We start from the raw sequence: 15,731 nt of genomic DNA, 5'->3' as shown, positions 1-15,731 counted from the left end.
ATTATTTTTCACCATATAGGGATAAATACTCATCTATAAATGCTTTTGCTACACCTCCAGCAACAGCTCCTCCACTTCCTGCTCCTTGAAGAAGCACTACAAAAACTATTTCTGGATTATCTGCTGGAAAATATCCAGCAACCCATGCATGGGTTTCTTTAAATTGTGAGTTCTGTGCTGATCCACTCTTTGCAGCAATTTTTAAACCTTCTGTTCTCAGTATTTTCCCTGTTCCATTCTTTTCTTCCACTACTCCTATCATTGCATTTTTAAGTAATCTATAATATTCCTTAGGATATTTGACATCTACATTTTTTATTTTTTCTGTTTCCTCTTTAGTTTGTCCATCTGTTATGTAATCTACAAGCCTTGGTCTGTAAGCATATCCCTGATTAGCTAAAACAGAATAAGCCTGTGCTACCTGAAGAGGTGTTGCTGTCATATATCCCTGTCCTATTGCAAAGATAATTGTATCACCTGTATACCATCCTTCTTTAAACCTTTTCTTTTTCCATTCAGGAGATGGGACAAGACCACTTTTTTCTCCAGGAATATCAATTCCTGTTGGTCTTCCAAATCCAAAATTTTTAACATTTTTTGTTATTACTCCAGAGCCATATTGATGAGCTGCTCTATAGAAATAAACATTGGCAGATTCAATAATCGCTTTTCTTAAATCAACATAACCATGTCCTGTTCTTTTCCATGATCTCCACTGCCATTCACCTATTCTGTAAGCTCCATCATCATAAAATTTTTCATAAGGATCTAATCCTGCTTCTAAAAATGAAAAAGCCACAAATGGTTTAAACACTGATCCAGGAGGATATTCTCCTGAAATAGATTTATTTGTAAGAGGTTTTCTTTTGTCATAAAGAATTTCATTCCATAAGTCAGAAGGAATTGTAGAGCTGAAAGTATTTAAAGGATAAGTTGGATAACTTACCATAGTAAGAACTTTTCCATCTTTTGGATTTAATGCAATCATACTTCCAACAAGTTTTCTTTCCTTAAATACATTTTCCATATATCTCTGAAGTCTCATATCAATTGTCAGATGAACATCTTTACCTTTTACTGATGGCTTATTTTTTATAACCTTCTGGACAATTGATCTTGCATTTACTTCAAAATATTCAAACCCTTTTTCTCCTCTTAAGACTTTGTCATATTCTTTTTCTATTCCCTCTTTTCCAATGACATCTCTGTCATCATATCCCTCATCTTTTAAAATTTCATATTCCTTATTTGAAATTTTTTTAACATATCCTATAACATGAGAAGCTGTTTCATCTTCTATATATTTTCTTTTGAAATATGTTTCTATATTAAGATAAGGAAATTCATTTTTTCTTTCAAGTATCTTGTGAGCAGTTTCTTCGTCTAAATCTTCCATTATGGTATTTTCTCTTGTGTACATAGAAATTTCCCCATACTTTATTCTTTTTTCAATATACTCCTCACTGCGACCTGTAAGAGAACTTAAATCTTTTAAAATTTTATCATTGTATTTTCTTTCATTCAGATAATTAAGCCTGTAACCTATTTTATTTGTAGCAACTATTTCTCCATTTGCATCAACAATATTTCCTCTTAAGGCATCAACTCTTACAAATTTTACACGGTTATTTTCAGCCTTGTATTTATACTCTTCTCCCATGTAAATCTGAAGATAACCCATTCTCACTACAAGCAGAAAAAATATCCCTACTATTGCAATTTTCACTATCCAGCATCTGTCAGAATTATTTTCTCCCAGTCTCACATGCTTCATTTTTCTGCTTTTTAAATCTTTCAGTCTCATTGTTTCACTGCACCTGCTTTAGTTTTTTTATACAGTTTCATAAAAAGTAAATTGAAAAGATTATAAAAAACAAAAGGAACAAAAATTCCAATGTAATCTAAACCTTTTTCAAAAACCAATGCCCATAAAATCTGTTCTGCAACAGAAAATATCACAACATTTATATAGGTATATTCCAGATGCTTTAATATCTGATAAAAAATTATATAAAACAGAGCAAAGAAAAAAAGTATTTCAACTATTCTTTCAGTCTGAAGAGAGTAAATAACTCCCATAACAGCTGCCAAAATAATTGATTTTTCTGTTTTGAGATTTGTCAGATACAATAAATAAGGCATAATAAATATTCCATTAGATATTTGTATGGAAATGCTTCCCACTATAAAAATTAAAATCAGGTAAATTATATCCAGCATTCTCTTTTCCCTCTGCTCTTTATTTTAAACTTACATAAATTATTCAACAACTACAACAATTTTGTTTTGTAAATCATTTTTTTCAACAAATTTGTCAATTCCAAGTTTTTTTCCTATTTTGTATGCTATATAGTAATCCTCTTTATTGTAGTTAATAAGAGTATCTGTACCTTTTACTGCTTCTTTTTTCTGTGTTACATCATTATAACCATCTTTTTTAAGAGTATCTGCATAAATACCTGCCGTTGCACTGTCTCCAACTACTTCAACATTAAATATTTTTCTTTCTTCTTTTCCAAGAACAAACACAACATTAGCAAGTGTAGGTATTGTAGCATCTTCTTTTATTTTAAAATATTTTTCATTAATAGACATTACAAGCTCTTCAACTTTTTCTTTTGGAAGATCATTTACTATAACATAACTTTGTTCCCCGTTTGTTTCATAGTTTGCTGCATTAAATTTAACTCCCAATTCTTTACGAAGCTTTTCTCCAGTTCTTCTTGCATGTCCTGCTCTTCCATTTGCATTTAATATATCAACTATTATATTTTCATTTGCAATATTTTTCATATCTTTCTCTCTTAAAAGATCATCAAACATAGATTCCATATTTGAAGTTAAAATATGTCTTCTGTCATTTATCATAACTTCTGGAATATTTCTTGCATTTTTAACATTAATGTCTACTTCTCCAAACTTTATAACTTTATATTTTTCAACTTTTTCAGGAAGAACTCCATTTACTCTGTTTAAAATTTCTTCATAGTTTTTAACTTTTATTAAATCTCTGAAACTTATATCTTTATCAACTTGAATGTCAAAAGGAATTTTTATTGCAAGTTTATCTTCATAAACTACAAATATATTATCCTTTCCTATAATCATATATCTGTCCCACTCTTTTATATCTTTGTTTCCACTTATAAGATTATAAATTAAAGTTCCTGTAAGCACAACTAAAACAATGAAACCTCCAAGAACATATTTTACTCTTGGATTTGACGATTTATTTCTGTTAAATTTCACCTGTCAACAACTCCTTTTCACACCCAGTAATTTTTACATTAACTTCATCATTTACATTTAAAATTAAATCTTCCCTATCTTTTATTTTTACTCTCAGATAATTTTCACTGTATCCATAGTATCCGTTTCCTTTTTTCTCTTCAATAAGAACATTCAGAACTTTTCCTATATACTTTTTCCTTACCTCTACAGCACTTTCTTTTTCAGAGTTTTCTAAATCTGCTGCCCTTCTTTTCTTTTCAGCAGGAGATACTTTATTTTCAAAAGAAGCTGCAAGAGTATTTTCTCTTTCTGAATAAGGAAACACATGAAGTGTAGAAAAACCTATTTCTTTTATCATCTGTTTGCTGCTTTCATACATTTCTTCTGTTTCTCCAGGAAAACCTACAATAACATCTGCTGTATATTCTATATTAGGTACATTTTCTCTTAAAAGAGAAAGTCTTTCTCTTATAAGCGATGTTCCATATTTTCTTCTCATTCCCTTTAAGACTTCATCATTACATGACTGAAGAGATATATGAAGATGTGGCATTATTTTTTTATTATTTTTCATTATTTCAACAAATCTGCCATTAATCTTATCAGGATACATAGAACCTATTCTTACTCTTGTAATTCCTTCAACTTTAACTACAGCTTCAAGAAGATCTTCAAAAGTTATCTTTTCATCAAAATCTTCTCCATATGCACCAAGATTTATTCCTATAAGAATTATTTCTTTAAAACCTTCTGCTGCTAATTTTTCTGCTTCTTCTATTATATTTTCAAGTTTTCTTGATCTGCTTTTTCCTCTTCCAAAAGGAATTTTGCAGTATGAGCAAAAATTATTACATCCATCCTGAATCTTTATATAAGCTCTTGACATTTCTCTGTATGTTGAAAATTCAAGTTCTTTATACTCATTTTCTTTAAAAATATCACTAAGCACAACATGAGAGGAAGATGATTTCCCCTCTATATTTTCTATAAGGTCTATAACCTCTGTTTTATTACTGTTTCCTACAACATAATCAACTTCATCTATTTCAAGAAGCTCTTTTCCATTTGTCTGAGCATAACACCCTGTAACAATAACTTTTGATTTGTCGTTTGCTTTTTTAGCTCTTCTTAGAATATTTCTTGTTTTCCTATCTGCTACAGATGTAACTGTGCATGAATTTATAACATAAAAATCTGCACTTTCTTCAAATGGCACTTCTTCATATCCAAGTTTTATAAGTTTATTCTTAAGGCTCTCTGTTTCATATTGATTTACTTTACAGCCTAAAGTATAAAATGCTACTTTTTTATTGAAACTCATTTACTAATATTCCTCCTACTACGATAGAAGCTGTCTCTGCTCTCAATATATTTTTTCCAAGTGTAACTATTCTTATATTTTCAATTGATTTCAGATATTCTATCTCGCTTATATCAAAGCCCCCTTCAGCTCCTATTAAGTACAGAACTTTCTTTGGTACAGTTTCAAGTCCTTTTAAAAGATTTTTTAAACTGTACTCCTCCTCACATTCATAAGGAACAATTACCAAATCATACTGTGAATAATCTACATCTTTTAATTTTTTTATATTTTCTATTTCAAGAAGCTTTACTCTTTGACATTGTTTTGTTGCTTCTTTTACAATAACATCCCATTTATCTTTTTTCCCATTTAGTTTTACAATTGTTCTTTTAGTTTCAAGGGGAATTATTTTATCAACACCTATTTCTGTAAGTTTTTGAATACTAAGCTCCATCTTATCATTTTTGATTATACTTAATCCAGCTGTTATTTCTGTATTTTTTATTGTTGTATCTTTCTTTATCTCAACAATATCAAGAGTGATTTCTTTTTTATCAATAACAGCTACCTTACAGATATATTCATTTTCACCATCAACAGCTCTTACAGTTTCTCCCTCTTTAACCCTGAAAGAGTTTTTTAAATGATTAACATCATTTTTATCATCTATTATAATTTTATCAAGATTAATATTTTTACTCTCTATTATAACACTTATCACAATAAACTCCTATATCATATCTCTGTTTTTTATAAGTTCTGCCAGTGTTGTACTTTTTAAAATTTCTTTCATAGCGCTGTCTAGTTTTCTCCAAATGCAACTATTATTGCAATTTTCTTCATTACAGTCCTTTGTTTCTTTTACATTTTCATTGCAGTTTATAACTTTTGTGTCATCATCAAGAATTTTATAGAGCTTATAAAGAGTTACACTTTCAGGCTCACTCATAAGTCTGTATCCTCCGTTAGGCCCTCTTTTTCCCTCAATTATATTTTCATTTTTAAGTTTATAAAGAATCTGTTCAAGGTATTGAACTGAAATATCCTCTTTTTCTGAAATTTCTTTTATTCTTACAAGTCTTCCTTTAGAACTTTCATCTGCTATATAAACAAGTGCTTTTAAACCATATCTTACTTTTGTACTTATTTTCATTTTTTCTACTCCTTAATTTCAAAATGTTCCTTTGCTTTATTGGTTACCATTCTCCCTCTTGGAGTTCTTTTTATATATCCTGTTTTAACCAAATAAGGTTCATAAACCTCTTCTATTGTTCTTTTATCTTCTCCTAGAAGGAGTGAAAGAGTCTCTATACCAACTGGACCTCCTCCATAATTTTTCATTATTGAAAAAATAATATTTCTGTCAAGTTCATCAAGACCTTCATTATCAACTCCTAAAAGTCTTAACGCTTCTCCTGCTATTCTTTTTGTAATAATTCCATTTCCTTTTATTTCAGAATAATCTCTTACTCTTTTTAAAAAACGATTTGCTATTCTTGGTGTTCCTCTGCTTCTTCTTGCAATCTCAGAAGCTCCTTCTCTTTCTATTTCTACTCCTAAAACTTTTGCTCCTCTTATAAGAATCTGTATAAGTTCTTCTTCTGTATAATATTCCATTCTATGACTTACACCAAATCTGTCTCTCAACGGAGAACTTAAAAGCCCTGCTCTTGTTGTTGCACCTATAAGAGTAAATTTTGGAAGTTCTATTCTTATAGATCTTGCAGCTGGCCCTTTTCCAATTATTATATCCAGCTCTCCATCTTCCATAGCAGGATAAAGAATTTCCTCTACTGAAGTATTAAGCCTGTGTATTTCATCTATGAAAAGAATGTCATTTTCTTCAAGAGATGTAAGTATAGCAGCTAAATCTCCTGCCTTATCAAGAACAGGACCTGAAGTAATTTTAAGATTTACATTCATCTCATTGGCAATTACACCAGCAAGAGTTGTTTTTCCAAGTCCTGGAGGTCCATATAAAAGTGTATGGTCTATACATCCTCCTCTTCTTTTGGCTGCTTCAATAAATATTCCCATTTTTTCTTTTAAATTTGTCTGACCTATATATTCTGAAAATCTTTTTGGTCTGAGACTTTTCTGAGAATCTGTTTCATTGGCAAGCTCTTTGTCTGTAACTATTCTGTCCATTAAAAATCTCTGCTCCTTTAAATAAATGTTACAACAGCAAACTGTACAAGTCCTATTACTCCTCCAAGAACTGCTCCTATATACTCAATATGCTTTAATTCTTTCTTTGCAAGAGTAATTATTATTTCCTCAATTTTTTCCAAAGAAAAAGCATTTACTTTTTCAACTATAATACTTTTAATATCTACTTTACTTTCAAGATATTCTGCAAAAACTGTCATCATCTCATCTTTATTTTCTAAAATGCTTTGTTTTATAATATTTCTTATTTTATCAAGCATAGACTCACTCAAAAAAAATGCTGCCATTGGAAAATTTTTAATAATCTCCTCTTTCAGCCTTGATTCAAGTATTCTATCTACAACAGCACCTATATTTTCTTCTATATCTTCAGATGATATTTTTGATATTATATCTTTTATAGACACAAGTTCATTATTAACAACTTCTGCAATGCTATTTCCTATTTCATTTCTTCTTTTAGGAAGCAGTCCTTGTATTTTGAAAAAAATTAAATTAACTTCTTTATATGGTCTGAAAAGCATTTTGATAGCAATAAAATTAGTTATCCATCCTATCAATGCTCCTATTAAAACCAGTAAAAAACATTTAAGTATCATTTTGCCATATTCTCCCATTATATTCTTTATCTATTTTATAAATTATTATATCATTTAACACTGTTTTTTTAAAGTTTTTTATTGGGTTTCATTACTTTTATAAAATTATTTTTTATTTCATTTCTGATTTCAAAAAATAAAAAATCACAGGCTCATATTTTTAAATCAGAGCCTGTGAAAATTTTACTTATTTGTTTTTCTTGCAAGCATTACAAGAGGAATTAAAAGCAGAATAAGAACTCCACTTCCAATTATTATATCATTTACTCCCATTATAGCAGCTTGCTCTGTAATTATATTATTTATTACAACAAGTTTATCTTGAAATGTTCCTGCTGTATTATGAAGATAAGATATAAAATTTGGATTTCCTGTATTTACTGCTGCCACCATATCCTGATGATGTATTGCCATTCTGTGATTCCAAAAATTTACAGAAAGAGATGTACCAAAACTATTTCCTATATTTCTCATAAAATTATAAAGTCCTGAAGCTCCTGCCATTTCTCTGTCTGAAATTTCAGAAAGAGTAATTGTATTAAGAGGCAAAAAGAAAAAACCAAGACCTATTCCTGAAAGAAATCTTGAAAAAGCTATATACCCTGCTGTTACATCTGGAGTGTAGTTTCCTGTTGCAAAACTTGAAATTGTAAAAGATATAAATCCAAATACAACAACCTTTCTTGCATCAAATCTATTAAGCTGTGTTCCAAGAATTGGAGCTATAAACATTATAGCTATTCCAAGAGTTGAGGTTGCCATACCACTTTTAAAAGCTGTGTATCCCATATAGTTTTGAAGCCATAAAGGAATTACCACAACAGAAGCGAAAAAAGCAGCTGATCCTATTGAAATACTCAGTGCTCCAACAGTAAAATTCCTGTTTAGAAAAAGTTTTATATTTACCATAGGATCTTTATGATACCATTCCCATATTGTAAGAAGAGTTAAAAATACAAAAGCCAGTATTGCAAGAACTACTATTGTTTTACTTGAAAACCAATCAAGGTCATTTCCTTTATCAAGCATTATTTGAAGAGATGATATTCCTATTGTTAAAAATATAAGTCCTACTATATCTATAGGAGCTTTTTCTGTTTTATCTTTATATCCTCTCTTCTTAAAGATATAATAAACTACATATGTAGATAAAATTCCAAAAGGCACATTTATATAAAAACATCCTCTCCATGAAAACGAATCTGTTATCCATCCTCCTATCACTGGACCAAGAACTAGAGCAAGAATTATTGTCATAGACCATATTCCAAGAGCAACAGCCTTTTTATCTTTAGGATAAAATCCCATCATAAGAGTTTGTGAAAGAGGAATCATACTTGCTCCAACTATTCCTTGAAGTACTCTTGCAAAAAGAAGAAATCCAAAGTTAAAACTTATTCCACATAAAACACTTGCTATTGTAAAAAAAAGTGTTGCCATTATATATTGTCTTACTATTCCAAATCTTTTTGTAAGCCAGCCTATAAGAGGAAGAAAAATAGCTTCAGATACAGCATAAGATGTTATAACCCATGTCCCCTGTGTTGGAGCAACAGCAAAATCTCCTGCAATATGTGAAAGAGAAACATTTACAATGGTACTGTCAAGAACATTCATAAAAGATCCTATTGAAAGAGCAACAGTTGCCAGTATAATGTCTAATGATATTCCCATACCAGCCTCCTACTTTTTTCCTATATTATTTTTTATTATTTTATCAATTTCTTTATTCATTTCAGTTTCATCAACTGTATAAAGATTAGATTCTTCTCTTTCATAAGGAACTATATTTTTATTTATTATATCTGTATTTATTTCAACCGTCATAGAACTTCCAACAGGAATATTTCCATTTTCTTTGAGACTGTCCTCATCAAAAACTACACGGACTGGAACTCTCTGAACAATTTTTATCCAGTTACCTGTTGCATTCTGAGCTGGAATAAGAGAAAGTGCACTTCCTGTTCCAGCTGAAATTCCTTGAATATATCCACTGTATATTTTGCCATTTATATCACTTTTCATTCTTACTCTGTCACCAATTTTAATATTTTTCATCTGAGTTTCTTTAAGATTGACATCTACCCATATATTTTTTAAATTAATAATAGTCATAAGTTCTTGGGAAGGATTAACTTGTTGTCCTAAAAAGACTGATTTTTTTACTATTTTTCCACTTTCAGGGGCATAAACTTTTGTTCTCATAAGATTTACATAAGCATTTTTATAAGCTGCAATTGCTCTTTGAACATCAGGGTGATTATAGATAGAACTACTTTCTGCCTGAGTTTTAGCATTTATAAGAGCTTTTCTACTTTGATTTACCGCAGCCTGAGCTATTCTAAAATTATTTTTGCTTGTTTCATATTGAAGTTTACTTATAAGTCCTGCATTATAAGAGGCTCTGTCCATAGCAAAATCTGTCTCTGCTTTCTTTAACTGACTTTCTCTTGAAATCAGTTCATCTTCTATTTGTCCTGCATTAGAAGTTAAATTAAAGTAAGCACGGACTGATTTTCCTAAATCAGCCGCTGCATTTTCTAAAGCTATTTTATAATCTGTATCATCTATTGAGGCTATCAGCTGACCTTTCTGAACTTCCTGAGTATTTTCTGCAGCTATTATTTTTATACGCCCTGATGTCTGTGCTGTAACAACATTTTGACTGCTGTTTACATAAGCATTTTCTGTTTTAACATAACGCTTTCCATAAAATACCCAATAAGCTCCATAACCTGCACCTATTAATATTAAAATAAAAATAAACAAAGACATTTTTCCCAAAGCTTTTTTCCTCTGTTTATTATCCTGCTCTTTTTTATCTTTTTCATCTATATAATTTTCTGCTTTTTTTATATTTTTTTCATCAATTTTATTTTCATCCATGTTAATTTCCTCCTACTTTCTATATGATCCCCCTGCTGCATTTATTAAATTTAACTGCTGCACATAATATTTTAAGTGTTTCTGCTTATTTGAAAGAATCTTTTCTGTAAAATTATATTTATCTAAAAGATATTCATATTCTGATTTTGTTCCTATTTTAAGTCTCTTTTCATTTTCATGAAGTATTTTTTTCTCATTTATAATATTCATATCTGAATTTAAAAGTGATTTTTTTAAAGTTTTTGTCTTATAAAGTTCATTGCCTATTTCATTATAAGCATTTATAACAGCTTTATTATATTCTTCAATAAAGATATTTAAATCTATTCCTGCTATTTTATAATTACTTCTTATACTTCCTTCATGAAAAATAGGAAGATAAATACTTGGTCCTATAAATCCTAAAATAGATCCCTTTTTAAGAACATTATTAAAATTAACTGCTTCAAATCCATATGATCCGTTTATACTGAACCGAGGATAAAAATCAGCTTTCGCTGATTTTAAATGTTCTTCCTGAGCATTTATAAGCATTAAATAATATTCTATATCAGGTCTGGAAACTATTATATCTGAATTTATACTTTGAGGTATTTTTACTTTTTCTGCAAAAATAGTATCCATACTACAAGTGTTCTGTGATAATATCTCCTTTATTTTCTCTGAACTCTCATTTCCTGCAAGAATATTTAAATTATTTAAAGTTATCTGTTTGTTCATATTGTTCTCTTCTATAAGAGAATCTAAAAGTCTTATATTATTTTCAAGAGTCCATAAATTTTCTTCTGTTCCTGTTCCTATTTTTATTGATTTTTTATAAAGATTTTTTACTTTTACCAATATATTTTTTTGCTCTGTAAGATTTTTTTCTTCTTCCTGCAAATATTTCCAATAAACATAAAGTTTTGCTATCTTTCCTGCAACATTGATTTCTATCCACTTTGAATTTATTTTCACTGCTTCAGTACGATATTTTTGTTCTTCAGCTAAAGATTTAAACTTATTGAAAATATCAGCATCATATCCAGCTTCCAGTCCAAGAGTTCCTATATTAAATATTTTTCCACCAAAAGGAGGAAGCACTGTTCCATTTTTACTTGTCTTTTCTCTTTTAAAATTTCCTGAAAAGTCAATATGCAGTCCCCCTTGAGCCTCTGCTAATTTAACAGCTTCATTTGATTTTTCTATATTAAGCTGTGCTATTTTTAAATCATTGTTTTCTGATAAAACTAAATTTATAAGACTATTTAAAGTTTCATCATCATAAATGCTCCACCAGTTGTCTTCTGTAAAAATAAGTTTTTCCTGTTCTTCTGTTCCTGTAATAATATCCTTTGCTCTCACTAGTTCTCTGGTTTCTGTTTTAGGTATCAAAGAACATCCTGCAAAAGAAATCATTAAAAACATAAAAATTATTTTTTTGTTCATTCTTCTGTTTTTTCCTCCTTTTTCTTTAAAAAATTTATACCCTAATTAGAAGTAAAAAATCCTGCAAAAGTTTAAATAAAAATAAAAAAAAGAGCAGTCAAATAGTTAAAAAATAATTTTTTAACATATTTAAATGCCCTTTTCCCTTTTATACATCTATCATTACAATGTCCCGTTTTTCTATAAGCTCTTTTATACTTTCTTCTGAAAGAGATACTTTATAAGTTACTCTATCATGATATCCTTTTTCTATAATTTCATCTCCATTTTTATAAATTACTTGCTCTACCTCAGCTGTTTTATCATATCCAAAATCAAGTATATAAACTACTTTTTTAACATAATCAACTATTCCTGCTTCCTGAATCGCAAGTTTTGCAGTTTTAGCATAAGCTCTTACCAATCCTCCTGCACCAAGTTTTATCCCTCCAAAATAACGAGTTGCAACAACTGCAAGATTTTCTGCCTCCATATAAGTTATTATATCACCCATTGGTTTTCCAGCTGTCCCTTTTGGCTCTCCATCATCATCTACTTTAAAATATTCCTGTCCATTATCAGTAACTTTATAAGCTGAACAATTATGAGTAGCATCACTGTGCTTAGCTTTTATCATTTCTATAAATTTTTCTGCTTCTTCCTTTGTAGATATAGGTTTTATATAACCTATAAATTTTGATTTTTTTTCTTCAAATTCAATAACACACTCTTTTCCTACTGTCCTCATCGGCTCTCCCTAAAAAATAATAAGATTTATTAAAAAATATACTCCTTTTGACAAAGTATAAATCATTCTTCCTAAAATTCCTGTCCATGCAAGAAAAATTATAAGAATTAAACCATATTTATCATAATCAAAAACCTTATATCTTAAACTTTCATCTCCCATACTTGCTATTATTCTTGAACCATCAAGAGGAGGAATCGGTATAAGGTTAAAAACTCCAAGAATTATATTTATATGTATAAAATATCCTACAATATCTGCCCCTACATAAGTTGTAAATGGGTAATATTTAAAAATAATACTTCCTATTAATGCAAGTAAAAAATTTACCATAACTCCTGCAGAAACTACAAGAAATTCTCCCTTTCTCCCATTTCTCAAATAATTATAATTTACAGGAACTGGCTTTGCCCACCCCATTATAACAGGAAAACCTCCTAAAATCAAAAGAACTGGAAGAATTGTTCCTAAAGGATCAAGATGTTTCAAAGGATTTAATGAAAGTCTTTCATAATATAAGGCTGTATTATCACCACATAATTTCGCCATATATCCATGTCCTAATTCATGAAGGAGCAAAGAAAATATTAGAATAAAAATATATATAAGAATATATGGTCTAAATATTAAATTAAAACCAACATTATATATAAAAAATACAAAAATAATTATTCCAAGTATTTTTACACCTATTGGAAATCCTCCGTTTTCATACTTTAATCTTTCAAAATATCTTTTAATTTCATCAAACATATTTTTCCTTCCTTAACTTATTTTTTTCTATATAATTTCTTTTTTAAAAATAAGACAGCTAATATTATATAAATAAAAATTATAAATTTCAATGTTAAATCACCATCGTACTTTATTATTAGATAGGGAATCTTACTGAAAAAGTTTAATAATACCTCTATCATATTATAAATTCCTTGAAGCAAAGGAGAGACTGCCAAAATAAATATCTCTGGAATAAAAAAACTTATAAATCCAAGTGTTACAAAAATCATTCCAATAGGAGTAAGAATAAAATTTGTAAAATATGAAAGAAAAGGAATCGTTCCAAAGAAATAAACTGATACTGGAGTTATAAAAATTTGAATTATTCCTGTAAAAATTAAAAAATTTAAAATATTTTTATATTTTATTTCTTTTACAATACGCCATTCAGGATATATGTATACGATTGAAAATAAACAAAGATAAGAAAATATAAAAGATAAATTTCCGAGAGACACAGGATTTATAATAAGATTTATTATAACTGCAAGAGCAAGCGATTTTCTTATATCACTTTTTTCATAAAATATTTTCCCTGTAAGAAAAACAGCTCCCATTATATAGGCTCTGAAAGCTGAAGGACTATCTGTTATTCCAAGCATATAAAATGTAAGAAAAATTAAGGCAAGACCATATTTAATTTCTCTCTTCATTTTAAAAATATTTAATATAAAAAGAATTATCCCTGTAACAACTCCTATATGAAGTCCAGATATAGCAAGAAGATGAGCTGTTCCACAGTAAGTAAATTTCTCTCTTATATTATCATAAATATACCTTCTTTCTCCTAAAACTACTCCTTTTAAAAAATTGCTGCATCTATTAGATAGATATTTTTCTAAAGTTTGAAATCTTTTTTCAAAAAATACTTCAAATCTATTTAAAGGAATTTCTTTTTTATCTTTTACTTTAAAATCATAAAAATTATACTTATCAGAAATTTTTTCTCCAAATCCATAGAAAATATATTTTCCATCAGGTATATTTTCAACGGAAATATAAATATTTTCCAAAGGAAATTTATTTTCTATTTTTTCTACCCTCCCTCTTCCATTTACTATATTACTTTTAATTTCAATCATTCCTTCTCTGTTAAACCCTTCAAAGTCAACAGATAATAAAACTCTTAGCAAAAATATAATCAAAACTATATAATAAACAGGCTTTCTTATTTTAAAACCAAAATAAAGATAAAGAAGAAAAAATGCTGACATAAAAAATAATGTAAAAAAAGGGACAAAGTATAACCCTGCCCCTGCTGTTAAAATTTCAACTGCTGCCAATATTATGCTGCCCATAACCTGCCCCTTAAAAACTTTTAATTTTCCTTATATTTATAATAAAAGAAAAATGCCGCTATAAAAGATAATGCAGAAAAAATTGCTGTTCCATAAATCCCATATTTTGTTACAGCTCCTGCTGTTCCTCCCAAAACCAAAATAAACGGAAGAATAAGAATTGAAAGCATAAATGCCATTTTTAAGAAAAATCCTTGTATTCCAAAGCATATTCCTTCTATTTTATTTCCTGTTCTTTCTGTAATTCTGCTGCTTATTTCACTAAGCATTGCTGGAGGGAATATAAATGCTCCACCTGCCACAGGAATTCCTATAAGTCCAAAAAGAATAAATCCAAATGAAACAGGAATGATTTTCCCAAGAAGAAAAAGCATTATTGTAAATATTGTAAGAAGACTTAAACACCCTAGCATTACTTTTCTATATCCTATTTTTTTAGAAAGTATGTTTGTTGGATAGAAAAACAGAGCTGAAACTCCGAAAAGAATAGCTGAAGCTATTGTTATCTGACTTTTTCCATATCCCATTATATCTTCAACATAATAATTCATAGTTGCTCTTAAAGTATTAAAACCTACAAAGAAGAACAGAAGTCCAAAAAGATAATATATAAAATTTTTGTCTGCTGTTATTACTTGCATTGTTTCTTTAAATGTTATTTTTGATGTTTCCCCTTTTGAATAATTTTTTTCAGATACACCAAAAACTGTTATAAATCCTCCAAGAGAAGCAGCTATACTTAAAATTATTACCATTCCTCTTATTCCTAAAACTGTATCTCCATCTCCTATTATTTTTATAAGAACTCCTGGAATTATCATTGCCACTGCTGTGTATAAAAGTCTGAATACTGACTGCCAAGTTGAAAGATCCAATCTCTCTTCCATCGTAGTTCCTATTTCAGGGATAAGAGCATTATATGGTGCTCCTACTATTGTATAAAAAGTAAAAAACAGAGAACCTATTACAGCAAGATAAATAAATGTAATTGTATCATTTCCTAAAGGAGGATAAAAAAATGCAACTGTTGCAAGTCCTAAAGGAATGCTTCCTGCTGCTATAAAAGGAATCCTTCTTCCCCATCTTGTATTTATTTTATCTGAAATATATCCCACTGCTGGATCTGTAATCATATCAACAATTCTTGAAATTGCAAGAGCTATTGAAATAAGAACTGGAGCCATAACAGGTTTTAAGCCCGAGCTCTCTGGAGGCAGATAAAAATATAAAATCCACTGTGCAAAAATTTGGTCAGCTATTGCATAGCTTACACCCATTCCATAAAATATTTGTGTCTTTTTAGATAAGTTCAT

At 29.2% G+C, this 15,731-nt stretch carries 15 protein-coding genes; all 15 read right to left on the bottom strand.

Features of this window, described 5'->3' with window-relative positions; genetic code table 11:
* Nucleotide 1: 1 nt before the first annotated feature.
* The gene (gene mrdA, locus I6E17_RS06095; protein ID WP_176829014.1) at nucleotides 2-1,804 is read right to left on the bottom strand and encodes a penicillin-binding protein 2; all 1,803 of its coding nucleotides are present in this window, start codon (nucleotides 1,802-1,804) and stop codon (nucleotides 2-4) included.
* A complete protein-coding gene (locus I6E17_RS06090; protein WP_235236185.1) occupies nucleotides 1,801-2,220 on the bottom strand; it encodes a hypothetical protein in 420 nt (139 codons plus the stop codon). The genes mrdA and I6E17_RS06090 overlap by 4 nt, the downstream gene beginning before the upstream one ends.
* 39 nt (nucleotides 2,221-2,259) lie before the next feature.
* Nucleotides 2,260-3,249 (bottom strand): LytR C-terminal domain-containing protein, encoded by a 990-nt coding sequence (locus I6E17_RS06085; RefSeq protein ID WP_176829012.1) that lies wholly within the window; start codon nucleotides 3,247-3,249, stop codon nucleotides 2,260-2,262.
* Complete coding sequence (gene mtaB, locus I6E17_RS06080) at nucleotides 3,239-4,552, bottom strand: tRNA (N(6)-L-threonylcarbamoyladenosine(37)-C(2))-methylthiotransferase MtaB (protein WP_235236184.1); 1,314 nt, start codon at nucleotides 4,550-4,552, stop codon at nucleotides 3,239-3,241. Before mtaB ends, I6E17_RS06085 begins: the two co-directional genes overlap by 11 nt.
* Nucleotides 4,539-5,255, bottom strand: coding sequence for an RsmE family RNA methyltransferase (locus I6E17_RS06075; protein WP_235236183.1), 717 nt, complete (start codon nucleotides 5,253-5,255; stop codon nucleotides 4,539-4,541). Before I6E17_RS06075 ends, mtaB begins: the two co-directional genes overlap by 14 nt.
* A 9-nt stretch (nucleotides 5,256-5,264) precedes the next feature.
* A complete protein-coding gene (locus tag I6E17_RS06070) occupies nucleotides 5,265-5,687 on the bottom strand; it encodes an RrF2 family transcriptional regulator (RefSeq protein WP_176829009.1) in 423 nt (140 codons plus the stop codon).
* Nucleotides 5,688-5,692: 5 nt separating this feature from the next.
* Nucleotides 5,693-6,682: a Holliday junction branch migration DNA helicase RuvB gene (ruvB, locus tag I6E17_RS06065; RefSeq protein ID WP_176829008.1), complete on the bottom strand. Its 990-nt coding sequence runs from the start codon at nucleotides 6,680-6,682 to the stop codon at nucleotides 5,693-5,695.
* A gap of 17 nt (nucleotides 6,683-6,699) precedes the next feature.
* Nucleotides 6,700-7,302: a DUF445 domain-containing protein gene (locus I6E17_RS06060; RefSeq protein ID WP_176829007.1), complete on the bottom strand. Its 603-nt coding sequence runs from the start codon at nucleotides 7,300-7,302 to the stop codon at nucleotides 6,700-6,702.
* A gap of 183 nt (nucleotides 7,303-7,485) precedes the next feature.
* On the bottom strand, nucleotides 7,486-8,976 hold the full coding sequence (locus tag I6E17_RS06055; protein WP_235236182.1) for a DHA2 family efflux MFS transporter permease subunit: 1,491 nt from the start codon (nucleotides 8,974-8,976) through the stop codon (nucleotides 7,486-7,488).
* A 9-nt stretch (nucleotides 8,977-8,985) separates the two neighbouring features.
* On the bottom strand, nucleotides 8,986-10,188 hold the full coding sequence (locus tag I6E17_RS06050) for an HlyD family secretion protein (RefSeq protein WP_235236181.1): 1,203 nt from the start codon (nucleotides 10,186-10,188) through the stop codon (nucleotides 8,986-8,988).
* Nucleotides 10,189-10,200: 12 nt separating this feature from the next.
* Complete coding sequence (locus tag I6E17_RS06045; RefSeq protein ID WP_235236179.1) at nucleotides 10,201-11,616, bottom strand: TolC family protein; 1,416 nt, start codon at nucleotides 11,614-11,616, stop codon at nucleotides 10,201-10,203.
* Nucleotides 11,617-11,764: 148 nt separating this feature from the next.
* Nucleotides 11,765-12,343 (bottom strand): YigZ family protein, encoded by a 579-nt coding sequence (locus tag I6E17_RS06040; protein ID WP_235236177.1) that lies wholly within the window; start codon nucleotides 12,341-12,343, stop codon nucleotides 11,765-11,767.
* A gap of 9 nt (nucleotides 12,344-12,352) precedes the next feature.
* Complete coding sequence (locus I6E17_RS06035; protein WP_235236175.1) at nucleotides 12,353-13,096, bottom strand: site-2 protease family protein; 744 nt, start codon at nucleotides 13,094-13,096, stop codon at nucleotides 12,353-12,355.
* 17 nt (nucleotides 13,097-13,113) lie between these two features.
* Nucleotides 13,114-14,418, bottom strand: a complete 1,305-nt coding sequence (locus I6E17_RS06030) for a ComEC/Rec2 family competence protein (RefSeq protein WP_235236173.1) — start codon at nucleotides 14,416-14,418, stop codon at nucleotides 13,114-13,116.
* Nucleotides 14,419-14,438: 20 nt separating this feature from the next.
* Complete coding sequence (locus I6E17_RS06025) at nucleotides 14,439-15,731, bottom strand: MFS transporter (RefSeq protein WP_235236171.1); 1,293 nt, start codon at nucleotides 15,729-15,731, stop codon at nucleotides 14,439-14,441.

The sequence above is a fragment of the Fusobacterium perfoetens genome (genome assembly GCF_021531595.1).
In the GTDB taxonomy this organism is placed as follows: Bacteria; Fusobacteriota; Fusobacteriia; order Fusobacteriales; family Fusobacteriaceae; genus Fusobacterium_B.
Note: the sequence above shows the minus strand (reverse complement) of the source record. Positions and strands in the feature narration are given on the sequence as shown.